19 protein-coding genes and 1 pseudogene are annotated in these 24,632 nt (G+C 53.2%); 5 read left to right on the top strand and 15 right to left on the bottom strand.

Features of this window, described 5'->3' with window-relative positions; translation table 11 throughout:
* Positions 1-111: 111 nt before the first annotated feature.
* The 3 genes from ade to FE839_RS08035 form a co-directional block, all read right to left on the bottom strand.
* Complete coding sequence (gene ade / locus FE839_RS08045) at positions 112-1,851, bottom strand: adenine deaminase (protein ID WP_138360312.1); 1,740 nt, start codon at positions 1,849-1,851, stop codon at positions 112-114.
* 67 nt (positions 1,852-1,918) lie between these two features.
* Positions 1,919-3,697, bottom strand: a complete 1,779-nt coding sequence (locus FE839_RS08040) for an adenine deaminase (protein WP_138360311.1) — start codon at positions 3,695-3,697, stop codon at positions 1,919-1,921.
* Positions 3,698-3,711: 14 nt separating this feature from the next.
* On the bottom strand, positions 3,712-5,040 hold the full coding sequence (locus tag FE839_RS08035; RefSeq protein ID WP_138360398.1) for an NCS2 family permease: 1,329 nt from the start codon (positions 5,038-5,040) through the stop codon (positions 3,712-3,714).
* 692 nt (positions 5,041-5,732) lie between these two features.
* On the opposite strand from FE839_RS08035, the gene FE839_RS08030 reads away from it, so the two are divergent.
* From FE839_RS08030 to FE839_RS08020, 3 genes and pseudogenes are all read left to right on the top strand, one after another.
* Entirely contained in the window at positions 5,733-6,185 is a 453-nt protein-coding gene (locus FE839_RS08030) for a MarR family winged helix-turn-helix transcriptional regulator (RefSeq protein ID WP_171034842.1), read from the top strand.
* Positions 6,186-7,262: 1,077 nt separating this feature from the next.
* Positions 7,263-8,709, top strand: a pseudogene (locus FE839_RS08025) (sugar porter family MFS transporter).
* Positions 8,699-9,130, top strand: coding sequence for a PTS mannitol transporter subunit IIA (locus FE839_RS08020; protein WP_138360309.1), 432 nt, complete (start codon positions 8,699-8,701; stop codon positions 9,128-9,130). The pseudogene FE839_RS08025 and the gene FE839_RS08020 overlap by 11 nt, the downstream one beginning before the upstream one ends.
* 172 nt (positions 9,131-9,302) lie before the next feature.
* Here the strand turns inward: FE839_RS08020 and pckA are convergent, their stop codons facing one another.
* On the bottom strand, positions 9,303-10,943 hold the full coding sequence (pckA, locus tag FE839_RS08015) for a phosphoenolpyruvate carboxykinase (ATP) (protein WP_138360308.1): 1,641 nt from the start codon (positions 10,941-10,943) through the stop codon (positions 9,303-9,305).
* Positions 10,944-11,249: 306 nt separating this feature from the next.
* Here pckA and FE839_RS08010 point away from each other — a divergent pair, with 306 nt between their 5' ends.
* Positions 11,250-12,143: a LysR substrate-binding domain-containing protein gene (locus FE839_RS08010; RefSeq protein WP_138360307.1), complete on the top strand. Its 894-nt coding sequence runs from the start codon at positions 11,250-11,252 to the stop codon at positions 12,141-12,143.
* Positions 12,144-12,229: 86 nt separating this feature from the next.
* On the opposite strand, the gene FE839_RS08005 is transcribed toward FE839_RS08010, so the two are convergent.
* From FE839_RS08005 to hpxU, 11 genes are all read right to left on the bottom strand, one after another.
* Positions 12,230-12,967, bottom strand: a complete 738-nt coding sequence (locus FE839_RS08005) for a proteasome-type protease (RefSeq protein ID WP_138360306.1) — start codon at positions 12,965-12,967, stop codon at positions 12,230-12,232.
* 18 nt (positions 12,968-12,985) lie between these two features.
* Positions 12,986-13,801, bottom strand: coding sequence for a transglutaminase family protein (locus tag FE839_RS08000; RefSeq protein WP_138360305.1), 816 nt, complete (start codon positions 13,799-13,801; stop codon positions 12,986-12,988).
* A complete protein-coding gene (locus tag FE839_RS07995; protein WP_138360304.1) occupies positions 13,798-14,727 on the bottom strand; it encodes an alpha-E domain-containing protein in 930 nt (309 codons plus the stop codon). The genes FE839_RS08000 and FE839_RS07995 overlap by 4 nt, the downstream gene beginning before the upstream one ends.
* Positions 14,721-16,160 (bottom strand): circularly permuted type 2 ATP-grasp protein, encoded by a 1,440-nt coding sequence (locus FE839_RS07990; RefSeq protein WP_138360303.1) that lies wholly within the window; start codon positions 16,158-16,160, stop codon positions 14,721-14,723. The genes FE839_RS07995 and FE839_RS07990 overlap by 7 nt, the downstream gene beginning before the upstream one ends.
* A gap of 315 nt (positions 16,161-16,475) precedes the next feature.
* Positions 16,476-17,735 carry an allantoate amidohydrolase gene (hpxK, locus tag FE839_RS07985; RefSeq protein ID WP_138360302.1) on the bottom strand — a complete coding sequence of 420 codons (1,260 nt, stop codon included), beginning with the start codon at positions 17,733-17,735 and terminating at the stop codon, positions 16,476-16,478.
* Entirely contained in the window at positions 17,732-18,973 is a 1,242-nt protein-coding gene (locus FE839_RS07980; RefSeq protein ID WP_138360301.1) for a pyridoxal-phosphate-dependent aminotransferase family protein, read from the bottom strand. Before FE839_RS07980 ends, hpxK begins: the two co-directional genes overlap by 4 nt.
* Before the next feature lie 15 nt (positions 18,974-18,988).
* Positions 18,989-19,726 carry an amino acid ABC transporter ATP-binding protein gene (locus FE839_RS07975; protein ID WP_138360300.1) on the bottom strand — a complete coding sequence of 246 codons (738 nt, stop codon included), beginning with the start codon at positions 19,724-19,726 and terminating at the stop codon, positions 18,989-18,991.
* The gene (locus FE839_RS07970) at positions 19,707-20,363 is read right to left on the bottom strand and encodes an amino acid ABC transporter permease (protein WP_171034849.1); all 657 of its coding nucleotides are present in this window, start codon (positions 20,361-20,363) and stop codon (positions 19,707-19,709) included. The genes FE839_RS07975 and FE839_RS07970 overlap by 20 nt, the downstream gene beginning before the upstream one ends.
* A complete protein-coding gene (locus FE839_RS07965; protein WP_138360298.1) occupies positions 20,363-21,028 on the bottom strand; it encodes an amino acid ABC transporter permease in 666 nt (221 codons plus the stop codon). Before FE839_RS07965 ends, FE839_RS07970 begins: the two co-directional genes overlap by 1 nt.
* Positions 21,029-21,037: 9 nt before the next feature.
* Positions 21,038-21,823 (bottom strand): transporter substrate-binding domain-containing protein, encoded by a 786-nt coding sequence (locus FE839_RS07960; RefSeq protein WP_138360297.1) that lies wholly within the window; start codon positions 21,821-21,823, stop codon positions 21,038-21,040.
* A gap of 215 nt (positions 21,824-22,038) precedes the next feature.
* Positions 22,039-22,878: a MurR/RpiR family transcriptional regulator HpxU gene (gene hpxU / locus FE839_RS07955; protein ID WP_138360296.1), complete on the bottom strand. Its 840-nt coding sequence runs from the start codon at positions 22,876-22,878 to the stop codon at positions 22,039-22,041.
* Between the two features lie 169 nt (positions 22,879-23,047).
* Between hpxU and hpxW the strand changes: the two genes are divergently transcribed.
* Entirely contained in the window at positions 23,048-24,631 is a 1,584-nt protein-coding gene (gene hpxW / locus FE839_RS07950; protein ID WP_138360295.1) for an oxamate amidohydrolase, read from the top strand.
* Position 24,632: the final 1 nt, after the last annotated feature.

Below are 24,632 nucleotides of genomic sequence, written 5' to 3'. Positions count from 1 at the left end.
GAAAGATCGCATACTCGACGCGCTGTCGGGCAATTCGGCAAGCGCGTACTTTGTCAACAATCGGAAACGGCCTGCAGGCCGTTTATTAAATAGCCACATGATGAACAGCGTTTACTCAGGCAAGCAAACCTCAACCCTGGCAAAACGGGTAACGTCAAAAAGCCCGGTGGACGTCAGTTTTAAGGCAGGAATAACCGGCAGAGTCATAAAAACCAGCGTCATAAGTGGCTGTATATCCTCATTGATGCCGAATGTTTTCTTAGCCAGACAGAGCATATGCTCCATCCGGGCGGCAACCTCTACCGCACTTTTCTCAGACATTAATCCGCCCACAGGAAGCGGCAAGTGCGCCAGAACCTTTCCCGCCTGACACAACGTAAACCCTCCGCCCATCTTTTTTATATCCTCAATCGCGGCCAGCATATCGGCATCATTATCGCCGACTACAACCAGGTTATGTGAGTCATGCGCGACTGTCGTGGCGATAGCGCCGTTTTTCAGGCCATAATTCGCCAGTATACCCAAACCGATATTGCCTGATGCATGATGGCGCTCAATCACGGCAAGCTTGTTCAGGCCCGGATTGAGTTTTGGATCGAAACATCCGTTGTCATCCGGCACCACGGTCAGCGTTAGTGAATCAGTCAGTACGCTCCCGGGCTTGACGCCAATCGCCCTCACCTGTTGACTGGTCAGAGGCAATGTCAGCTCATCCATGCCAATCGGCGCCAGGCGCACCGTATTGAGGACGGTCTCGGCAACATAATCCGGCAATTCAACTAACAGCTTACCGTTTTGCGCGATTTCCTCTCCCTCAATCAACACATGTCGGGCGGCGAATTCCGTCAGATTGTCCACGATCAGTAAATCGGCATCGTATCCCGGCGCAATAGCGCCCTTACCTGTCAGTCGATAACATTCGGCTGCATTCAACGTCGCTAATGTGACAGCCAGCAATGGATCAACCCCCGCTTTTACTGCCAGCCTCAAACTTTTATTAATATGTCCGGTCGCCAGGATATCCGCCGGCTCTCTGTCATCGGTACACAAAACGCAGCGTCTGGCGTTTGCCGGCGTCAGTCCGGGTACAAGCAAGAGCAGATCTTTGCAGGCAGAGCCTTCACGAATCAGAACATACATGCCCAGACGCAGCCTGTCCTGCATTTCCTCCAGTGAACTGCACTCATGGTCCGTCATCACGCCGCCCATTGCATAGGCAGTCAGTTCCCGCCCTTTCACTCCGGGGCTGTGACCATCAATAACACGATTATAGCGCTGCGCCATCGTCAGTTTATTGATGACCTTTTCTGCATTATTAATTACCCCCGGATAATCCATCACTTCTCCCAGACCGTGAACGCCGGGGTCAGTGATTAATATCTCCAGATCATGCGCCAACAATTCAGCGCCGGATTCCTCAAACGGCGTGGCGGGAACGCAGGAGGGCAACATCATCCTGACATTCAAAGGCAGGTTTCGTGAGGCATCCAGCATGTAACGGATACCCTCTAATCCGCAGACATTAGCGATCTCGTGCGGATCAGCAATAATCGTGGTTGTACCATGAGGCAAGATACAGCGGGCGAACTGTGAAGGGATCAACGACGAAGACTCAATATGCACATGTCCGTCTATCAGACCTGGCAGAATATACCCCCCTTTTGCATCCAGTGTTTTTCGGGCGTGATATTCGCCAATGCCGATTATCTTGCCCATACCAATCGCCAGCGGACCATCGCACAGGCTTTGGGTAAAAACATCGACTATCTTACAATTGATAATGAGTAAATCTACCGGCGCTCGTCCCGCAGCCATATCAATCAATGCGGCTAAATCATTCTGCTTACCCATTTATTATCCCCTTTAAGAATAATTGCGACATACTGCACCGGATGAAAGGTGCAGTATTGTGTCAAGCTTATTCGGCAGCCTCGAGTATCGGATCAAAGGGTTTCAGTGTTGCATAATCAATCGCGCCAACATCAGTCATGGCGTAATCCGGAATAGAGGTGATTTGCAGGCAGGACATATAAAATATGGGATCGGGCAAATCGCAACCTAACTCGCGGGCGATATTCAGCAGTCGGGCTTCTTCATCGGCCATTGCCTGCGGATCCAAATCTGAAACGATGCCGCAGATCGGCAAGGGCAGGAAACCCAGTATTTGCCCGTCGCGAACAATGACCTGACCTCCCCCCTGTTCTGCAAGGTGGTTGATAGCCAATGCCATATCGTCAGAATTGGTCCCGATGCAGACCACGTTGTTATCATCCGGCGCACACGAACTCGCCATCGCACCGGCTTTCAGTTTCCAGCCGGATACCAACGCTATGGGTCTGTTCTGCGTTTTACCAAAACGTTCTACAACTGCGGCGTACAAAACATCCTGCTGCAAATCGGGTAAGACAACGCCAGCATCAACATTCAGAATGACATCCCGACGCGTCCGGACAAAAGGCACGTCAAACGCGACTTCCATAGAAAGGGCTTTAACCTTGTCCGCTTGCAGTGAGGTATACAGCTTCATCTCTTCCGCACTAACAGCCGGCAATTTTATGCTTTGCAAAAGCGTTGCACTGCGTTTCGGCGGGGACAAATCCCATACCATCTTACCGTTAACCACCGTCAGCTTGCCTTTAGCAATCACGGTCTCAATGTCAAACAATCGCAAATCATTGACGAGCAGAATATCGGCAATACGTCCTGGAGAAATAGAACCAACCAGATGATCGATACGATACGCCTCAGCACTGTTAATCGACCCCATCTGTATTGCTGTCAAGGGGTCAACCCCAGCGGCAATGGCCATTCGAACCAGTTTATCCATATGACCATTCGCCAGAATGTCAGAGGCCGTCACATCATCGGTACAGAAACTGATACGACGCGCCAGACGCGGATTCAGGTGCGTCACCACTTTCATGTTTTCATGAAGAAAATGCGAGATCGAGGATTCGCGAATCAGCATGTACATCCCTTTTCGGATCTTTTCCAGCGCCTCTTCATGTGTGTAACTCTCGTGGTCCAGCCTCAGACCTGCGCTCAGAATAGCATTCAGGCGCTTACCGCGACACATCGGCGCGCAGCCAAAGACAGGCAACCGGTTTTCACCGGCCAGTTCAATGGCCTTAAGAACATCAGGATCCTGATTTTCAACAAATTCAGAGACCGTTTCCCAGACGCCATACACTTCTGGCCATTTTTGGACTTCCGCGTGCGTTTCTCCGGTAATGTTAAAACCGACATTGGACTTTGGCAGCGTGTAAGGCATTGTGTACGGCAGCCCCCAGAAGACCTTTAAAGGCCCCTGCTGGATTTCATTCAGCACTTCGCGCACACCATCCAGCCCCGCGGTAATCAGGTACTGATCCAGCCCGGATACAATACTGGTCGTGCCATGAGGAATAACGGCTTTAGCAAAGCTGGTCATTGACAGTTTGCTGCACTCAATATGTAAATGACCATCGATCAGGCCGGGAACCAGATACTTATTTGTGGCATCAATTCGCTGAGTATTCGGCCCAATATAGTCCCCGACATCGCCAGTTGCGACAATACGAGATCGATATATCGCCACATCAGCAGGATAAATTTCTGATGAGGTGACATTCACAAGCAAACCGCCACAGATTACGATATCCGCCGGAATTTTACCTGCGCCGGCGTCAATCAAGTCAGCTAAATTTTCTTTAATCATAACAACGTCTCCATTTACAGAAAGACATAACGGACAAGGAACAGCACGGTCATAATCGCAGTACATAACGAGATTTCACGCCAACGGCCTGCTCCCAGCTTCATTGCCGCATAAGCAATAAACCCCGTCGCAATGCCCTCGGTAATCGTGAATGAAAAAGGCATCATCACCGTTGCAACAAATGCCGGCACGGCTTCAGTAAGATCCTCCCACTGCACGCGCACCAGTTCCGCCACCATTAACACCCCGACGTAAATGAGTGCGCCGGCGGTGGCATATGCCGGTACCATTTTTGCCAACGGGGAAAAAAACATTGCCAGCAAAAATAATACCCCGACACCAACGGCCATCAGCCCGCTTCGCCCCCCCACGGCAACACCGGACGCGCTTTCAATGTAAGCGGTGACCGCGGACGTTCCCATAAAGGCCCCGCCCATGGAACAGACACTGTCGATATAGAGTGATTTTTGTTGATTTGGATACCGCCCTTGCCGATCGGCCAGACCCGCTTTATCGGTAACGGCAATTAGCGTTCCGGATGACTCAAAAAGGTTGATAAGCATGACTGAAATGATGATACCCACTAACGAAATATCGAGCGCGCCAGCCAAATCAAGCTGGCCAAAAACCGGGGAAATATCAGGCGGTAAACTGGCGATCCCCTGATACGTTACATCACCAAGCAACCAACCGATGAGAGTGATTACGACGAAAGAGATAAGGATGGCGGCATGAAGTCCACGGTATGCGAATATGCATATCAGGAGAAAACCCAGTGCGCTCAGTGCGAAAGGAATAGATTTAACATCGCCAATGGTCACCATTGTATCCGGATTGGCAACAATAATACCGGCGTTATGCAAGCCTATCAGTGCAATGAGTAATCCGCAGCCACTACCGATGCCAATACGTAGTGAAAGAGGTATATTGGCAACCATCCAGTAACGAACGCGAAATAGCGATAAAAGAAAAAAACCGCTGGCGCCAAGAAAAATAATAGCCATTCCTGTTTGCCATGAAAGCCCCATGCCTCCGGCGAGCACAAACGCGAAATAAGCGTTGATCCCCATCCCCGGCGCAAGCGCTATCGGTAACTTCGCAATTAGCCCCATCAAAATGCAACCAATAGCCGTAATCATACAGGTTGTGACAAATACCGCCTGCTCGTTCATCCCGGCATGTGACAAAATTTGCGGGTTCACGAAAATCACATAAACCATCGTTAGAAACGTTGTGAAACTGGCTATCAGTTCGGTTTTAACACAGGTACCTTTTTCTTTAAGGGAAAACCAGCGATCCAGAAAAGAACGTGGATCCGATCTCTTAGTGGCTGTTTCGGACATATTATTTACTCCGTATAACGAGCAAACTAAAGCTGATGGACAAGAGCGCCAAAGGCTCACAGATGGATACTGTGTGGCTGGTTACACACCTACCGTTGAAGTTAACATCGCGTGATAACAGTAGGCCGACCACTTTTAGCACCCTTACCTTTCGGAATATTTTGATTTTAATCAAAAGTTAGTTAGTCTAACTATTATTAATAGTAAAAATGATAGAACAGGCCGCATTTTCACGCCCCTACTTCGTGGATCGGACGATCTCAGTTTTACGTACCGTCATAGTTTGACTCTCGGTTTATTTTTCCCTGTCACGCTGTGTCCCCTCTGAATAATTATCGACAACGTCGAAAAGTTGCATTTATCTTATTGAATTATTTTATAAAATAATCCTGGCGGTATGCTGAAAGGATTTGCGTGGATTCCCCAGTGACGACGAGCGGCGTTCAGGCGCCCTCGCCAGGGCATCCGTAATCTGAACGATGAGGGAGATAGCCTGAGCGTCCTCACAACGCCTTGTCATCGACAACTTACCCGTTCCTGAATGGGATTTATTTTTTGTGCGACTTTTTTTATTTTTTAATTTGAGTACCACCGCCCACATGGTAGGATAAAACGCTATATATTATGGATATTACTTTAATCTGTTGCTAATGGCCTTATAAAATGACGAAGCATGCAATAAGATGAAAAAAATGACTGAATTAAAACCTGATGCACCGGAATCAATCGACTTCATAAAAACAGAGCAGGCGTTGTTACGGCTAAGCCGGTCGTTACTTGACTTCTGGCGTCGTTATGATCAACAAACCCCGATAGGAAATATTAGCTGGAATGAATATTACTATATTAATGCGCTGCGCGATGGGCCATTGAGTTTAAAAGAACTGGCACAAAAAGTTTCGGTAAAAACATCCTCGGCCAGTGCCATGGTCAGTAAACTGGAACAACGTAACATGATTTGCCGTTTTAAAAGCCAGCAAGATCGGCGAATAATTCATTTGCAACTGACGACTGAAGCAAAAGCGCAATTAGCGCTGGAATGGAATGTTTACCAGGAATTCCTTTGCAATTTGCAACAACGCATGCCAGAGGATGAATTTACGGCTCTCTGCAATTTACTGATAAAAAACGCCAGATACTTCTAATTCATATGGCCTGTTTTCTGCGCGCCGTCGGCGCTCGCGGCGCACAGGCAAACACTTTGCGTGGTGAACGCCCTTCAGGGCGATTCATAAGCAGCGCCAGCCAATTATCCCCACATATTACATGTCCACTCTGATGTTTTATATTGCGCCCTCCAGGCTGGTCATACCCTTTACGCCTGATGGAATAACGGATTAAGCTGACAATACCAGGCGTAACACGGTGGACATTTTATTCTCCTCAGAGTCTGGCCCGCAGAGTTACTTACAACATGCATAATGATGGACTGGGCATTCGGGTCAGACAACACTCAGACACTAAAAAGGATGACGCGAATAACCACATAAACGGCGTGAAAAAAACGTCGCCTGATGACAGGCTGGCATGGACGCATTCCCTCACCGCTCCCTTCTCCAGGATGTCTCAAAAATCGAACAAAAATTAAAATAAATACAACAATGGAATATAAATTTCATAATGGAGTACATTCTCAAATGTGACACGTATCATAATTTTAACATTTCGTTTAACTATTGCGGAATTTTAGAGTTGGCTGAAATGAAAAAAATCACTTTGCATATCAATTAATTATAAAAAAACCCCTTTTGGCAGGATAAAGATAACATATTCTTTGTGCGGCAAAATCGAAATGAAATTTTCAAAATGTGATCTATTTGCATTTACATTTCATTAATAGTGGCAATAATATCCCTGATTACATGCACGCTGGGCACCTTACTGGTGAAGCAGAAATCCTTACCCCCCGGAGGATGTGATGAAGAAAGTGAGCGCAGGCGTTATAGGTACAACGGATACGGTTTTTTGTTATCCCCACATCTGTTGGTATCAGGAATCTGCCGGGGATAGTGTAAACACCAACCCACCGGAGAACATCGCACATACTGATGATTTATTATTGATCAATACAAAACCTCTTTGACCGGTTTTATTTAGCGTCTTGCCGTAAGCGCTAAATAGTAGCACCAGGAACAAAAAATCGTTTCATAACAGTCATACGCAACGTGACTGGGATGACGCATTTTTATCTCGCGCCGTTAATCAAAACAAAAGGTATAAAAATGTCTCTTATTATGAATCTGAACCTACAACAGAGAAAGCGACTACACCAAATAACCTTAGTGGCAACATTTGGTGGCCTTCTATTCGGTTATGACACTGGCGTCATTAATGGTGCATTTTCCTCACTGAAGCAATATATGGCATTAACCCCGACGACTGAAGGTCTGGTAATGAGCGTGTTGCTGATCGGTGCCGCATTAGGCAGCGTTTTCGGAGGGAAATTCGCAGATTTCTTTGGCAGAAGAAAGTACTTACTCTTTTTATCACTGTTTTTTTTCATCGGCGCGCTGATGTCCGCCTTTGCGCCCGATATTACCGTGCTCCTTATTTCTCGCTTTATTCTTGGTTACGCTGTTGGCGGCGCCTCGGTAACCGCCCCAACATTTATCTCCGAAGTCGCGCCAACAGAGATGCGCGGTAGACTGACCGGGTTAAATGAAGTCGCAATTGTTGTCGGTCAACTCGCCGCCTTTGCCATAAACGCCATTATAGGCGTCGTCTGGGGGCATCTCCCTGATGTCTGGCGATATATGTTAATGGTCCAGGCCATTCCGGCTATCTGTCTCTTTGTTGGCATGTTGCGTTCACCGGAAAGCCCTCGTTGGTTAATCAGCAAAAAACGCGAGGAAGAAGCGCTGGAAATACTGAAACAAATTCGTCCCCTTGAACGTGCGGTGAAGGAATTCAATGATATCAAAGCATTAATAAAGGCTGAGGAAGACAACAAGCTGACTTCGCAAAACGCCTTTGTGACCATCATTCATACGCCATGGATTTTTAAACTTCTGCTGATCGGCGTGGTGTGGTCTGCCATACAGCAGACTACCGGGGTCAACGTCATTATGTACTATGGTACAGAGATCCTGAGCACCGCAGGATTCTCAGAAAGAACCTCATTAATCTGCAACGTGCTTAATGGCGTGTTCTCCGTGGGGGGAATGTTATTTGGCGTGCTATTTCTCGTTGACCGGTTTAAGCGTAAAACCATTATTATTTATGGTTTTGCTATCATGGCCACGCTGCACCTTATCATTGCCGGCGTCGACTACACCCTTGTTGGCGATATCAAAGCGACGGCCATCTGGCTGCTTGGCGCACTGTTTGTTGGTGTAATGCAGGGCACCCTCGGATTTATCACCTGGGTGGTATTAGCTGAACTGTTCCCGCTCAGATTTCGCGGGCTGTCAATGGGCATTTCGGTATTTTTCATGTGGGTTATGAATGCCATCGTCAGCTACCTGTTCCCATTGTTACAAGCCAAACTTGGTTTAGGGCCGGTATTCCTGATTTTTGCCGCGATTAACTACCTGGCCATTATCTTTGTAGTAACAGCTCTGCCCGAAACATCAAATAAATCGCTCGAGCAACTCGAAGAAGAGCTGTCCACCAATAAATACGATGCACAAATCAACACTGCGACGAAGGAAAGCGGGTTATGATCGATAATATTACGCAAGATAATCTACATCTGTCGTGCCAGGCGAAAAACAAAGCGGAAGTGCTGGCAATGATCGGTGCTGATTTCAAGGCCAAAGGTTACGTCAGTGATGATTGCGTGGCTTTTCTTGGTGAAAGAGAGCGTCAGGTCTCCACCTTTTTAGGTAATGGCATTACGCTACCGCATCTGCCTAAATCAGCAACCAACATCATTGTTAAAACCGGCATCGAAATCTATCAGTTTCCGGATGGCGTGATCTGGGACAGAAATAACGTAATGTTTATTGCGATTGGCGTTATCGCCAAAGAGAGTGAACATATTGATGTTTTGAGAGATATTGCCTCGATCTTTAGTGATGAGATCATCGCAAAGGCGCTCTCCTTGATATCGAATAAGCAGGACTTCCTGAAAATTCTGCAGCAGCACTGATCGCTCGGGGCAGGAATGGCCACAGATCCTGCCCCTGTTACCGCGTCTATTTTGCCGACGCACGCCGACACCGCCCTCGCAGACGGGCAAAATGGTGTGATAACGGTTTTTTATTAAGAAAAACCCGGACGCTGTCCGGGTGACGCTCTGACGCTTCCGACGATAATATTAATTACGCCGCAACGACTGATTTTGCAGGCGTCGGGCCCGCTAACGCTAACCGAGCTCCGGCTTCGGTATCCGTATATTGTTTAAAGTTGTCAATAAACAACTGTGCCAGACTCTCCGCTTTCTCCTGCCACTTATCGGCAGATGACCAACCGCTACGCGGATCAAGCAGCGCGCTATCCACGCCCGCAATGGCCTGAGGAATAGACAAGTCAAATACCGGCACGGTCTCTGCGCGCATCTCTCCGGTGGTGCCGTTTAAAATTGCGCTGATGATATTGCGTGTATCACGCAAGGAAAGACGTTTGCCTTCACCGTTCCAGCCCGTGTTAACCAGCCAGGCTTCAGCGCCCACCTCTGCCATTTTCGCCGCCAGGACGCTGGCATACTGTGTCGGATGCAGCAGCAGAAACGCGGCGCCATAACAGGCTGAAAACGTTGGCGTCGGTTGTGTAATACCGCGTTCAGTCCCGGCCAGTTTAGAGGTAAATCCTGACAGGAAGTGGTACTGCATCTGTTCCGTCGTCAGGCGAGAAACCGGCGGCAGTACGCCAAACGCATCGGCGGCAAGGAAAATCACCTTCGACGGATGGCCTGCACGCGATACCGGCTTAACGATGTTCTCAATATGCGATAAAGGATAAGAGACGCGTGTGTTTTCGGTTTTGCTGCCATCGGCGTAATCGACGCTGCCGTCCGCTCTGACTACCACATTTTCCAGCAGCGCATTGCGGCGAATCGCGCGATAGATCTCCGGCTCGGCCTGCGGCTCAAGATTAATGGTCTTGGCATAGCAACCGCCTTCAAAGTTGAACACGCCCTCATCGTCCCAGCCATGCTCATCATCGCCGATAAGCTGTCGCTGCGGGTCGGTGGAAAGCGTGGTCTTGCCGGTCCCGGAAAGGCCGAAGAACAGCGCGACATCGCCCGCTTCACCGCGGTTCGCCGAGCAGTGCATCGACGCGATCCCCTGCTGCGGCAACAGATAGTTCATCACCGAAAACAGCCCTTTCTTCATTTCGCCGCCGTACCAGGTGCCGCCAATCAACTGAATATTTTCACTCAAATTGAAAGCCACAAAGTTCTCGGAGTTAAGCCCTTGTTCCTGCCATTTATCGTTGGTACAGCCCGCACCGTTGAGAACAACGAAATCCGGTGTAAATTCAGCCAGTTCCTCAGCGTTCGGCGCAATAAACATATTTTTAACGAAGTGCGCCTGCCACGCCACCTCGGTCACGAAACGCACCCCCAGGCGAGTCGCCGGACTGGCGCCGCACCAGGCATCAACAATATACAATTTTTTGCCGCTAAGCTGTCCGGCAACCCGTGCCTTGAGATCGGTCCAAATCTCAGTCGTTAACGGTTTATTATCATTCCGCCCCAGACCGGCATCAGACCACCACACGGTGTCACGCGTCACGTCATCTCTGACAATATATTTGTCACGCGGCGAACGCCCGGTAAAAATGCCGGTATCAACCGCGACCGCGCCGCACCCGGTCATCACGCCGCGCGCCTCACCGGTTAACTCCGCGCTGGTTTCATGCGCAATCAGCAAGTCGTAATCCGGGTTATAAAACAGCTCGCTGCTATTCTGAATGCCAAGCTCAAGAAGAGCCGCTTTTACTGATTCAATATGTGACATGGAACTCCTGACAAACAATTGGCTGGATAAGATGCATTTGCTTATTCAACCTGTTATTTACCACCGCCAGACTATTTTTAATAAACAATCCGCATTGCATTAAATAAACAGGCCAAACAGGGCCGGCGATTTAAAATCGTGCTCGCGTAGGGGGTCGCCTGTACTTAAGAAATATCGTTTAAAGAATAAGTCATAAGCTAAACTCCGGTAAAAATGTTAACACCTGTAGTTATTGATGTTAATTGCATAGTTTCTATGCGTTATGCTAAAATTGCATAGCCTTAAATGATATGTTGAGGAATAGCGGTGCTGGCGAATCTTGAAGTAAAATGGCTTTACGATGTGATTGCCCTGGAAGAGTCCAGAAGCTTTACCCTGGCGGCAAAAAGTCGAAATATTTCACAATCTTCCTTCAGTCGGCGCATTCAGGCGCTGGAAGCCTCGCTGGGCTTTAGTATCTTTGACCGCTCGGCAAACCCGTTACAGTTGACCAACCGCGGCAAAATTTTTGTCGGCTATGCGCGAAATATGCTTGATGATATGGATTTTCAAATCAGCCGTATTAAGGGATTAAGCAACACAACCCAAAAAATAAGAATCGATGCAGCACCTTCGCTTTCTGTTTTATTACTCCCCGAGATTATCGCCGGTTATACCGACAGAAAGAATAAAACATTTCATGTTGAATCGATTAACGTCAACGATGCGGTGTTCAATCTTAAAGAAGGGAAAAGCGATTTTATTCTGTCGTTTTATAACGAAGAGTTGATGAACTATCCGTTTATCAACCACAAAATTTTCGACTCCGCGCTGCATCTCGTTTCGCCCTGCGATAAAAATGGCCGGCCGCTTTTTTATTTACACCGCGGCGTGCTGCCGCTGATGAAATACGCCAACGACAGCTACATGGGACGGCAGGTTAACCAGGTTATTGACCGCAAACCTGAGATCACCTTTTCTCTGACTTTCGTTTCATCCATGAGCGAGCTGTTAAAACGCATGATCCTTAACGGAGACGGGGTTGGCTGGCTCCCGCAATACTCCATAAAGCGCGAACTTGAAGAAGGCCGCCTGGCGATTATGGATAAGAGCCTGTCGTTGCCGATCGGCGCCTATATCTATCGTTCCGGTTCACGACTCAACCAGTCCGCCGAACGCTTCTGGCACCATATAAAGTCCCGCAGCACTGCCACCGCGTAATTCATCCGCATTCAGCAAAAGCGCGAACCCTCAGGCAAAGCGAACGCGGGCCTGACACGCATCTGGCGGAAGCCGGCCAAGGCATATCAGTCACCGCCCGGCGTGAACGGCGGCAGTTTCTGAAACGTACCCAGCAGCCCCTCGGACCAGGCTTTACGAATAGTATTGAAATAAGGATCGCTGTCCGTTATTCGATGCTGTCCGGCGCTGCTCAGGCTGCCGCTACGGTATAGCAGCGTATCCAGCGGCAGCCCAACCGAAAGATTACTGCGCAATGTTGAATCGATTGAAATCAGCGCGCAGCACATCGCCTGCTCCAGCGGCGTATCCATCGTCAGTACCCGGTCAATAATCGGCTTGCCGTATTTACTCTCGCCAATCTGGAAATAGGGCGTATCGCGCGTCGCCTCGATAAAGTTACCTTCCGGATAGATATGAAAAAGACGGTGCGTTTCCCCGGCAATCTGTCCACCGAGCAGCAGATTGCAGTTGAAATTGGTATTGCCGCAGTTTTGCTGATTGCTGCTGTCACGCTGAATCACCTCCTGTAACGTTTTGCCGATTAACATCGCCGCATCGTATAACGAAGTGACCTGCATCAGGTTCGGCTCCTGCTGAGTGCGAATGCGCGCATTGAGCAGGCTAATCACGCTCTGGGTGGTGGCCAGGTTGCCCGCAGATTGCAGCACCATGACGCGCTCGCCATCCTGATGGAAAACGTGCAGTTTTTTAAATGTTGCAATATGGTCCACTCCCGCATTAGTGCGGGAGTCTGAGGCAAATACCAGTCCATCTGACAAACACATGGCCACACAGTAGGTCATCGTTCTTTGTTCCTGCCGTTATTGCTGCTGCGCCTGTTGCGAATGCTCGCGCACTTCAGCGTTAGTTAACATCACTTCTCCCCCGCCCCCAAGACGGGTACCGCGTACCGGACACGCATCAAGATAATCCAGCCCGGTCGCCAACCGCAAATGTTGATTCATATTGCGGGTATTATTGGTGATATCAAAAGAGTGCCAGCGATCGTTCAACCACACTTCCGCCCAGGCATGCATGGCGACGTGCCTGGCGTTGTCGCTATAGACATAGCCGCTCACATAGCGCGCCGGGATCTCCAGCGCGCGACAGCAGGCGAGGAATACATGGGTGTGATCCTGACAAACCCCTTTCGCCCGCGCAAACGCATCGGCAGCGGAATCCTGGACCTGTGTCGCCCCTGGCGAATAAGGCATTCTAAGCAGCAGTTCCGTCATTAAGCGGTTAAGACTCTCTTCCTGAGCATCCGGCAGGAACCAGCGGCGGGCAAATTCGCGAATCTGGTCATCAGCACGGGTGAGCGGCGTACTGCGTAAAAAGACCAGCGGCGACAGCAGCTCCTGTTGTTCGGCGCCCATCTCCTCGCCCTCTTCCGCGATATCTACGATCCCGCTGGCGCGAATAACAATCTCTTTATGCGGATTATCCAGCGTCAGCACATGCAGGATGTTGCCCCACGCATCGGTGGTGGCAACCGTGGAGCCGTCCGGCAGCGTTAATGTCCAGGAGGTGATCTTTTGCCGCCCGTTACTGCGCGGCGTCAGGCGCAGATACTGGGTCGAAAACTTCACTTCTTCATCGTAGCCGTAGCGGGTCAGGTGATCGATAACCAGTTTCATAACGCCTCCAGATAAGTTTGTCTGATGCTGTCAGAAAGCGCGTTAATCCGCGCCAGCAGCCCATTGAGCGTAACCTGTAAATCGGCCTGCGCCAGATCGTCGCGAGTGCTGAAGCGCAAATCGACGTTGAGTTTATGCGCCAGGCGCAGCGGCAGGTATGAACGATCGTTGGCAATCTGTTCCAGTTGCCCGACCAGGTCGGAAATACTGGCTCTCAGCGATCTCGGCACATCATTACGTAAAATCAGCAGTTCCATCACCGTCTCACGGGTTAGCGGCTGACGGTAAATACTGTTGTAGGCCTCGCGGGCGCTGACCGCGTTGAGCAGGGTATCCAGCCGGTAATACTCACGCACCGGGTCCGGGTCGCTGTTCAGCTGCTGATCCTTAATCAACAGGAGTTGTGCGGTGGCGGACGCCCGCTCAATCAGCGTACCGATACCGATAAAGCTTAATGCGTCGTTACGCAGCAGGGTGCCGAGGATCGCCCCGCGAAACAGATGTACCCGCTCTTTTACCCATTCGAAAAAAGCGTCGTTACCCAGTTCGCCGATCCCCTGCTGGCGCAGTTTGCGCAGCTCAATACGCGTGGCGTTGATACTTTCCCACACTTCCGCCGACAGACTACCGCGCACCGCATGGGCATTATTCCACGCCATTTCGACGCAGCTAAAAATGCTGTACGGATTGTTCCCGTCAAGGGCGAAAAAATTAAGCAGATTGCTCATGGTGAAACGCGCGTGTCGCGCCTGAAATAACTCGTGGGTCAGCGACAAGTTTAGCGGTAAGGCCAAATCCCGCGACTGCTGGCTATGGCGGGGGATCATCGACAGCTTCCAGGTCACATCCAGTACCCGGGCATAGCTTTCCGCGCGCTCAAGATAACGCGCCATCCAGAAGAGTTCACTCGCTGTGCGGCTTAGCATGATGCATCATCCTCCATTACCCAGGTATCCTTAGTACCGCCGCCCTGCGACGAGTTCACTACCAGCGAACCTTCGGTTAGCGCCACGCGCGTGAGTCCGCCAGGCACCAGGCGGATCTCCTGGCCGGAGAGAACAAAAGGACGTAAATCAATGTGGCGTGGCGCCAGACCATCCTCGATAAACGTTGGACAAGTCGACAACGCCAGGGTGTCCTGGCCAATATAGTTGGCCGGGTTCGCCAGCAGACGCTGGCGAAACACTTCGCGCTCCTCTTTGGTTGAACGCGGGCCGACCAGCATGCCATAGCCCCCGGCGCCGTGAACCTCCTTCACCACCATCCGTTCAAGGTTGCTCAGCACGTAGCGAAGATCGTCCTCTTTGCGGCACTGCCAGGTGGGAATGTTACTCAGGATCGGCTGTTCGCCCAGATAGAAGCGGATCATCTCCGGCACGTAGGGATAGATCGATTTATCATCGGCGACGCCGGTTCCGATGGCGTTGGCCAGCACCACGCCCCCGGCGCGATACACCGACAACAGCCCGGGAACGCCTAACATGGAATCGGCGCGAAAGGCCAGCGGATCGAGATACGCATCGTCAATACGCCGGTAAATCACATCCACGCGCCGCGGTCCCTCGGTGGTACGCATATACACCGCCCCGGTTTTAATAAACAGATCGGCGCTTTCCACCAGCTCGACGCCCATCTGCTGAGCCAGAAAACTGTGCTCAAAATAGGCGCTGTTAAAGCGTCCCGGCGTCATCACCACCACGCACGGATCATCCACCGGCGAACTTTCGCGCAGGGTCTGCAGCAAATAGCTGGGATAACGCTCTACCGGCGCAATATGATGCTGTTCGAACATTTCGGGATACAGCCGCATCATCATCTTGCGGTTTTCCAGCATATAGGAGACGCCGGAAGGCGTTCGCAAATTGTCCTCCAGCACGTAATACTGGCCGTCGCTGTTGCGTACCATATCCACCCCGGTGATATGGGCATAGGTGTTATTGGGTAAATTAATCCCCTGCATACAGGGCTGATACTGTTCGTTGGCCAGCACCTGTTCCGCCGGAATCAGCCCCGCGCGCAGGATATTCTGGTCGTGATAGATATCGTAAAGGAAAGCATTCAGGGCTTTCACCCGCTGGCGAATGCCAAGGTCGATCCGCTGCCACTCGGTGGCGGGAATAATGCGCGGCACGCTGTCAAAAGGGATCAGTCGTTCAGTGCCCTCATCCTCACCGTAGACGTTAAAAGTGATGCCGATTCGGTGAAAGAGTAGCTCAGCCTGCTCTTTTTTCTGCCGGATAGAGAATTGATCGGTGTTGCGAAACCATTGCCACCAGGCGTTATAGTGCTGGCGCTGCTCTCCCTGTGCGGTAAGCATCTCATCATAATAATGCCCGTCTGGAAGCGTTATTTTTATCATGACCGTCTCCTCCGGTTATACTCATTTTGAGGTAATTCCGCTAAGAGATAAGCATTAATTATGCCAGGTAACGCAGCGTATCGCCGCGGCGCAATGCCGTTACACCTTTTTGCATATTTGAATAAATAATAACCAGACGCTTTGCTTATTTATGGCATGTTCCTTGCCTGAAATGCACCACAATAGTGCAAACTGACTCGCGCGATGCTAACCCCGCGGGGTAGCGGACGATCCCCCCAACGCCGCGAATGCCGGGACGCCCCCGGAAAAGGGCGTTATCCCGACAATACCCGCCGCCAGCACTTGCGGGATAACCTATTTCGCCGCCAGTTCCGACACCGCGAGGAAATAAGCCTCGATCGCCAGCGCCACATCGTCGACGGTAACTGACTCGGCAGGATGATGGCTGACGCCACCTTTGCAGCGAACAAACAGCATTGCCGACGGCCAGCGTTCGGCAATGGCGATGGCATCATGCCCGGCGCCGCTCGGCAGCGTCAGCGACCGCCCCTGAACCCTGCGCACCGCCGCGCTTAATACCTGCTGTAATCCGCTATCGCAGGCGGTCGCGGCAATACGGTAAAACTCTTCCGCGCGGAATCGCAACTGACGACGGGCGGCGATCTCCTCCCCCCGCATCAGCAGCGTGGTCAGGAGCGCATCCAGCGGCCGATCGTTCGGCCCGCGAATATCGAGGGTCAGCGTCACTTCGCCGGGAATAACGTTGACCGCGCCAGGCGCACAGCGCAGCGTACCCACCGTGGCAACAAGGTTCTCCCCGTACTCGCGGGTCATGGTCTCTGTCAGCACCATCCACTCTGCCGCCGCCGCCAGCGCATCTTTACGGTGGTTCATCGGCACCGTCCCCGCGTGCCCCGCCTCGCCGGTAAAGCAGCAGTTCAGGCGACGCGCGCCGTTGATCGCCTCCACCACGCCCAGCGCCAGCCCCTCCTGCTCCAGACACGGGCCCTGTTCGATATGCAGTTCCAGATAGGCGGCAATCTCCTCCACGCTGCGGGCGGCAAGATGAATGCGCGACGGATCCAGCCCGGCCAGCACCATTGCCTGCCCCACGCTGACGCCGTCGGCATCGGTCTGCGCCAGCCAGCCATCTGGCCAGGTACCGGTCAGCCCGCGACTGCCGAGCAGCGTGATACCAAAACGCGTCCCCTCTTCATCGCCAAAACCGACAATTTCTATCGCCTTCGTCAGACGCCGTCCCTGCTGATGCAGGCGATGCACCACTTCAATCGCCGTCAGCACGCCGAGCATCCCGTCGTAACGACCGGCATTGCGCACGGTGTCAAGATGCGATCCCAGCAAAATGGCGGGGGCGCCTTCCCGCTCTCCCTCGTAGCGCCCGCAAATATTGCCGACGCTGTCCTGCCAGACGATCATACCGGCCTGGGCCATCCACAACCCCACCTGCTGATTAGCCTGTAGATGCTGCGGCGACAGATATACCCGGGTCAGGGCGTCCGCTGTTTCGCTGATCGCGGCCAGCTCATCGGCGCGGGCCATCACCCGCGCAGCGGCCTGCTGCATCTCCGCCTGCTGGCGTGTTGTTTGACTCATTGCGCGCTCTCGGTGCGATAGTGATCCCATGCCGCCTGCATCGCCGCACCCTGGACGGTCGGAAATTTAAGATAGTTCAGCACTGACTCCAGCGCGCTAAGCGTGGTCATCACGCAGTCTTTACGCGCGTTGTAGCCCATGGTGCCGATACGCCACACCTTGCCGTGCAGCGGGCCAAACGAGGTGCCGATTTCAATGCCGAAATCTTCCAGCATCAGTTTTCGCGCCTGGTCGCCGTTAATCCCCGGCGGGATCACCACGCCAAGCACGTTGTTCATCTTATGTTTCAGGTCACCGAACGTCTCCAGCCCCATCGCCTGAATACCTTTTACCAGCGCATCCCCGTGCAGCTTATGGCGGGCAATGCCGTTATCCAGCCCTTCCTGGAGGATCAGCCGCGCGCATTCACGGGCGGCAAACAGCGCCGAGGTGGCTTCAGTATGGTGATTGAGACGCTCCGGCCCCCAGTAATCCATAATCATGCCGAGGTCGAAGTAGTTGGAGTAGACCATCTCATCGACGCCATCGAGGTGAGCATCGGTACGGATCCCCTCTTCAACGCACTTGCGGCGGCGAATCGCCTCTTCCATCCGCGCGCTAAGGGTAATGGGCGAAGTTCCGGACGGGCCGCCGAGGCATTTTTGCATGCCCGCCGACACCGCATCCAGTTGCCAGGCGTCGGTTTCCAGCGGGTTGCCGCCCAGCGAAGCGGTCGCATCGGTATAAAACAGCACATCGTAGCGGCGACAGATTTCCCCCAGTTCCGCCAGCGGTTGCAGCATGGTAGTAGAAGTATCGCCCTGCACCGTCAGCAGCAGCCGCGGGCGCACGCTTTTGATGGCGTCTTCAATCCGGTCCGGGGTAAAGACTTCTCCCCACGGCACTTCAATGGTGTGTACCTCCGCCCGGCAGCGGCGGGCGATTTCGCACAGCAGATGACCGAAGCGGCCAAAGACCGGCACCAGCACTTTGTCCCCTGGCCTAATCGCCGAAAGCAGAATCGCTTCAATCCCCGCCCGCGAGGTACCGTCGACCAGCATCGTCCAGCGGTTTTCCGTACGGAAGACACCGCGATACAGCGCCATCACCTCATTCATGTAATGGGTCATCGCCGGGTCATACTGGCCAATAAGCTGGCTCGACATGGCGCGCAGCACGCGGGGATCGGCGTTGATCGGGCCCGGTCCCATTAGCAGCCGCGACGGAGGGTTGATTTGCGAAAACTGAGTGATATCCATCGGAAAATCCTTTAATTAGTTGAGACCGCGCACGGATGAAATAAACTGCTTCAGTTCACTGGTCTGCGGATTGGCGAACAGCGTTTTACTGTCACCCTGCTCCCAGACGCGCCCCTGATGCATAAACACCACGCGGTCGCCCACTTCGCGGGCAAAATTCATTTCATGGGTCACGAGGATCAGCGTCATACCTTCCGCCGCCAGTTGCTCCAGCACTTTGAGCACTTCGCCAACCAGTTCCGGGTCCAGCGCCGAGGTGATCTCGTCGCAGAGTAAAACTTTTGGCGACATCGCCAGCGCGCGGGCAATCGCCACGCGCTGCTGCTGGCCGCCGGAAAGATTGGCCGGATAGTAATCAATCCGGTCGCCAAGCCCCACTTTTTCCAGCATCTGCCGGGCCAGTTCGCGGCACTCGGCGGCGCTCTTTTTCAGCACCCGGCGCGGGGCCAGCATCACGTTTTCCAGCGCCGTCATATGCGGGAATAGATTAAAGCTCTGGAACACCATGCCGATAGAGCGGCTGATTTCCCGCGCCTGGGAATCGCGATCGGTAATGGTCATCCCGCCGAGCTTAATGCTGCCTTCCTGATAGCCTTCAAGGCCGTTAATACAGCGCAGCAGCGTACTCTTACCTGACCCGCTGCGGCCGATAATCGAGATAACTTCACCCATATCGATATCCAGATCGACACCCTTGAGCACATGGTTATCGCCGTAATACTTCTGCATTTGATTAATGGTGATGAGAGGCATTGAACTTGTTCTCCAGATAACGACTGTAGCGGGACAGCGGATAACACAGAATGAAGTAACCCAGCGCCACCAGCGCAAAGACTTTAAACGGCTGGTAGGTCACGTTGGTCAGCATGGTGCCCGCTTTCGTGAGTTCGACGAAGCCGATAATCGACGCCAGCGCCGTACCCTTGATAACCTGAACGGCAAACCCTACCGTCGGGGCGATGGCGATACGCAGCGCCTGCGGCGCGACCACCCGGTACAACGTCTGAGCAAAGCTCAGCCCCAGACAGCGCGACGCTTCCCACTGCCCTTTTGGCAGCGCGCGAATACTGCCGTGCCAGATATCGAGCAAAAAGGCGCTGGTATACAGCGTCAGCGCCAGCGACGCCGCGGTCCACGCTGACACATCAATACCAAACAGCGCCACGCCGAAAAAGGCGAGAAACAGCTGCATCAGCAGCGGTGTACCCTGAAACAGTTCGATATAGCCGCGAATCAGGCGTTGCACCTGCCGCCCGCCGGTCAGGCGCAGCAGCAATAGCGGCAACGTCACCAGCGCGCCGCCGACAAAGGCCACCAGCGACAGCAGTACCGTCCAGCGCCCGGCAAGCAGCAGATTGCGGACAATGTCCCAATCGGTAAAGGTGGTCATCATGCCTGCACCCCCAGCCATTTACGCCCTGCCGCCATCAGTAACTGACGCATCGATATCGACAACACTAAATAGATCCCCGTGGTCACCAGATAGACCTCAAAGCTGAGAAAAGTGCGCGACTGAATCAGGTTGGCGGCAAAGGTCAGTTCCTCATAAGAGACCTGCGACACCACCGATGATCCGAGCATCACGATAATGCACTGGCTCACCAGCGCCGGATAAATGCGCTGTAACGCAGGCGGCAAAATCACCTGCATAAAGGTCTGCGTCCGGGTGAGTCCCAGTACCCGACCGGCTTCCCACTGCCCTTTCGGCGTCACCTGAATACCGGCGCGCACGATCTCAGTGCTGTAGGCGCCGAGATTCACCACCATCGCCAGCAGCGCGGCCTCGCCCGCCGTCATCTTTAGCCCCAGATTCGGTAAACCGAAGACGATAAAAAACAGCTGTACCACAAACGGCGTATTGCGGATCAGTTCAACATACCCGCCCCACATCCGACTAAACCAACTGGCGCGCCCGCTTCGAATGGCGGCGCCGAAGATGCCCAGCGTCAGGCCGCCGATCGTCGCCAGAACCGTGAGTTGAATGGTCACCCACAGCCCCGCCAATAGCTCCGGCCAGTGCGGCCAGAGCGCAGAGAAATGAAGTTGCTCCGTCATGCCCGGCCCTTATGCGCCGAGGCTGGCGGGCAGCGGCGCTTTCATCCACTTCTCGGACAGACCATTCAGCGTGCCGTCTTTAATACCCTGTTCAATCAGCGTATTCACCTTCGCCTTCAGCGCCGGTTCATTCTTTTTCAGGCCGATAAAGCACGGCGAATCCTTCAGCATAAAGCTCACGACCGGCGCTTTAGTGGGATTCTGGCGGGAAATGGCCGCCACCACCAGGTTGCCGGTCGCCACATACTGTACCTGGCCGGAAAGCCAGGCTGACAGCGTGGTATTGTTATCTTCGTAGCGTTTAATCTGCGCATCTTTCGGTGCCACGCTGGTCAGTACCATGTCCTCCACCGCGCCGCGGGTCACGCCAACGCTTTTACCGCTCAGCGCCGCCGGATCCTTCAGCTCCTCGCCTTTCGGGCCAAACACACCAAGGAAAAACGGCGCATAGGCGCGGCTGAAATCGATCACCTTCTCCCGTTCCGCATTTTTGCCGAGACTGGAAATCACCAGATCAACCTTATCGGTTTGCAGATACGGCACGCGGTTGGCGCTGGTGACCGGCACCAGTTGCAGCTTGAGCTTCATCTCTTTGGCGAGATAGCGCGCCATATCAATGTCATAGCCCTGCGGCTGAAGGTCGGTGCCTACCGAGCCAAACGGCGGGAAATCCTGCGGCACCGCAATGCGGATAACGCCGCGCTTTTCAATATCCTGTAGCTGGTCAGCCCGCGCGGCTGACAGATTGGTTAACAGACAGGCGACCCCGGCCAGTGCGATCAACAGTTTTTTCATCGTATTTACCCGTTACGTTAGCATGAAACAAAAGATTCTTTAAATTAACTTTTGCAACTAATGTGCCAGGTAAATATCACGATAATGCAATCAGCCACTTCACAGTTAAAAGACGATAAAACAAGAAAAAAATCGACATAAAGTGGAAACAATACTGCGTTTCCTCTTTATGTCGATTGCACCAAAATAATGCAAAGCACCACGCTGGCGCCCCATTATCGCTGTTCGAGCTCATCCAGGTGCTGGTAAAGGTTGGCGATCTCGTGAATACGCGGACGGCCTTTATCGAGGATTTCGTGCAGGAAAGCATTCGCCAGCAGATTGATCAGGCTATTTACCGAGGCGTAGCTATCATAGGCCGAGACGCTATCCAGCGGCGCGCAAAGCTGCCACCGCGCCAGCGGAAACAGGCCATGCGCCTGCGGTTCGCACATTAACAATACCGGAATGCCGCGGCTCTGAAGCTGCTGCAACAGCGGACGAATAATGCGCGGACGGCGGCGAAACGCCATCACCACCACCAGGTCTTCAGCGGTTAAATCCACCAGCTCTTCGCTTAAACTTTGCCCTGGCTGCGGCAACACCTGAATCTGTCCGCGGGCCTGTAAAAGCTGCTGACGAAGATGCAGCGCCGCCGGCCAGGAGTTGCGCATACCGACGATAAAAATGCGTCGCGCGGCGACCAGCGCCTGAATCGCCCCGGCGAATTGCTGAACATCCAGGGCATTGACCCATTGCGTCAGGTTCGCCATCTCCTGTTTATAGTGGCGCGCCAGCAGCGTGTTACCCTGTACCGCATCGCGATTATCGGTGAGCGGCATTCCGCTCTGGCGCAAGGTACGCAGCTCATCGCGCATATCTTTATATTTCTCATAGCCCAGGCGCTTGAACAACCGGCTGACGGTCGCTTTCGATACGCAGCTCAGGCGCGCCAGTTCCGCGCTGTTGTAACTAATCAGATCATCGAAATGGTCGAAAATAAAATCCGCCACCCGCTGTTCCTGCGGCGATAAAGACGCGTACTGCGCTTTCAGTCGTTCATCAAGCTGTTGCATAAGACCTCTGTAACTTTCGTTTCACCGCACTATAGCGTTAACCGCTTTCATAATGCATGCCAGTTCCGCAAAAAATACGCATCGCAGACCACGGTTGAAACGTTATGTTCAGACATGGAACAGCTTTTGCAACCCCCATACGGACAATCCGCTTATTTGAGGACAACTCATGCAAAGTCATGTTGCCGCCCACGGGATGGCGGTCGCCCCCCATCATCTAGCCAGCCAGAGCGCGCTGGCGGTGCTGCGCGAAGGCGGGAGCGCGATAGAAGCCATGGTCGCCGCCGCCGCCACGATCGCCGTGGTGTACCCACATATGAATGGCCTCGGCGGCGATGGTTTCTGGCTTATCGTCCCGCCCGATGGCGACCCCATTGCCATTGATGCCAGCGGCGCTGCAGGTTCGCTGGCGACGCCCCAGGCCTATGCCGGGCTGACGCAGATCCCCCACCGCGGCCCAAAGGCGGCGCTGACCGTAGCGGGCACCGTCAGCGGCTGGGATGAAGCGCTGAAAATTTCCCGTGATTTAACCGGTAAAGAACTGCCGCTGACGCGCCTGCTGGAAGATGCTATCGGCTACGCGGCGGACGGTATCCCGGTCACCGTCTCACAGGCCAGCGCCACAGCCGACAAACTCCACGAGCTACGTGAACAACCCGGTTTTGCCGAAACCTGGCTGGTGAATGGCCAGCCGCCGCAAGCCGGTAGCCGCTTTTTGCAACCGGCGCTGGCCAACACCTTGCGCCGGTTGACGGAGGAAGGCTTAGACAGTTTCTATCGCGGACCGCTGGCGGAGCATCTGGCGCGCGGTATGGAAAAGTACGGAATGCCCGTCACCTTAAGCGACCTGCGACACCATCGCGCACGGCGCGTGCAACCGCTCAGGCTTGAACATCAGCACGGCGAACTGTGGAATCTCGCGCCGCCCACTCAGGGACTGGTTTCACTGGCGATCCTCGGCATAACCGATCGGCTGGCCATGACCGACGCCGACGAGGCCATGACCGTCCACCGCCTTGTTGAAGCCACCAAGCTGGCTTTTGGCCTGCGCGATGCGCATATCACCGACCCGCGCCATCTGAATGTCGATATCCAGAGTCTGCTGAAACCCTCAGAGCTTCAGCCGCTGGCTGACACCATCAACGACCAGCAGGCCGCACCATGGGGGACGGGTAAAGGTCCGGGCGATACGGTGTGGATGGGGGTAATCGATAAAAGCGGCCTTGCGGTCTCCTTTATCCAGAGTCTCTATCACGAGTTCGGCAGCGGCGTGGTGCTACCGGAAAGCGGCATTGTCTGGCAGAACCGCGGGGCGTCGTTCAGCCTCGATCCGGCTCACCTGCTGGCTCTCGCGCCCGGTAAACAGCCGTTTCACACGCTCAATCCCGCCGCCGCACGGCTTAACGATGGCCGGGTGATGGTTTACGGCTCAATGGGCGGCGACGGCCAGCCGCAGACCCAGGCCGCTATCTTCACCCGCTACGTGATGCAAAATGCGCCGCTACAGGAGAGCATCAGCCGACCGCGCTGGCTACTGGGGCGAACCTGGGGGCAGACCTCCGACTCACTCAAGCTGGAAGGCCGCTTCAGTGCCGAAAGTATCGCCCGTCTGCGTGAACTGGGGCACGACGTTGAAATACTGACCGATTTTAGTGAAGTCATGGGCCACGCAGGGGCCATTGTTCGCCATCCCAATGGCCTGATTGAAGGAGCCAGCGATCCGCGTAGCAACGGCTCCGCCGCCGGATATTAGG

This window comes from Klebsiella indica (assembly GCF_005860775.1).
Classification (GTDB): domain Bacteria; phylum Pseudomonadota; class Gammaproteobacteria; order Enterobacterales; family Enterobacteriaceae; genus Klebsiella; species Klebsiella indica.
Note: the sequence above shows the minus strand (reverse complement) of the source record. Positions and strands in the feature narration are given on the sequence as shown.

Coding starts and splice junctions, on each gene's coding strand:
- ade (WP_138360312.1), bottom strand. CDS start 1,851: ATGGGTAAGCAGAATGATTTAGCCGCATTGATTGATATGGCTGCGGGA.
- FE839_RS08040 (WP_138360311.1), bottom strand. CDS start 3,697: ATGATTAAAGAAAATTTAGCTGACTTGATTGACGCCGGCGCAGGTAAA.
- FE839_RS08035 (WP_138360398.1), bottom strand. CDS start 5,040: ATGTCCGAAACAGCCACTAAGAGATCGGATCCACGTTCTTTTCTGGAT.
- FE839_RS08030 (WP_171034842.1), top strand. CDS start 5,733: ATGACTGAATTAAAACCTGATGCACCGGAATCAATCGACTTCATAAAA.
- FE839_RS08020 (WP_138360309.1), top strand. CDS start 8,699: ATGATCGATAATATTACGCAAGATAATCTACATCTGTCGTGCCAGGCG.
- pckA (WP_138360308.1), bottom strand. CDS start 10,943: ATGTCACATATTGAATCAGTAAAAGCGGCTCTTCTTGAGCTTGGCATT.
- FE839_RS08005 (WP_138360306.1), bottom strand. CDS start 12,967: ATGACCTACTGTGTGGCCATGTGTTTGTCAGATGGACTGGTATTTGCC.
- FE839_RS08000 (WP_138360305.1), bottom strand. CDS start 13,801: ATGAAACTGGTTATCGATCACCTGACCCGCTACGGCTACGATGAAGAA.
- FE839_RS07995 (WP_138360304.1), bottom strand. CDS start 14,727: ATGCTAAGCCGCACAGCGAGTGAACTCTTCTGGATGGCGCGTTATCTT.
- FE839_RS07990 (WP_138360303.1), bottom strand. CDS start 16,160: ATGATAAAAATAACGCTTCCAGACGGGCATTATTATGATGAGATGCTT.
- hpxK (WP_138360302.1), bottom strand. CDS start 17,735: ATGAGTCAAACAACACGCCAGCAGGCGGAGATGCAGCAGGCCGCTGCG.
- FE839_RS07980 (WP_138360301.1), bottom strand. CDS start 18,973: ATGGATATCACTCAGTTTTCGCAAATCAACCCTCCGTCGCGGCTGCTA.
- FE839_RS07975 (WP_138360300.1), bottom strand. CDS start 19,726: ATGCCTCTCATCACCATTAATCAAATGCAGAAGTATTACGGCGATAAC.
- FE839_RS07970 (WP_171034849.1), bottom strand. CDS start 20,363: ATGACCACCTTTACCGATTGGGACATTGTCCGCAATCTGCTGCTTGCC.
- FE839_RS07965 (WP_138360298.1), bottom strand. CDS start 21,028: ATGACGGAGCAACTTCATTTCTCTGCGCTCTGGCCGCACTGGCCGGAG.
- FE839_RS07960 (WP_138360297.1), bottom strand. CDS start 21,823: ATGAAAAAACTGTTGATCGCACTGGCCGGGGTCGCCTGTCTGTTAACC.
- hpxU (WP_138360296.1), bottom strand. CDS start 22,878: ATGCAACAGCTTGATGAACGACTGAAAGCGCAGTACGCGTCTTTATCG.
- hpxW (WP_138360295.1), top strand. CDS start 23,048: ATGCAAAGTCATGTTGCCGCCCACGGGATGGCGGTCGCCCCCCATCAT.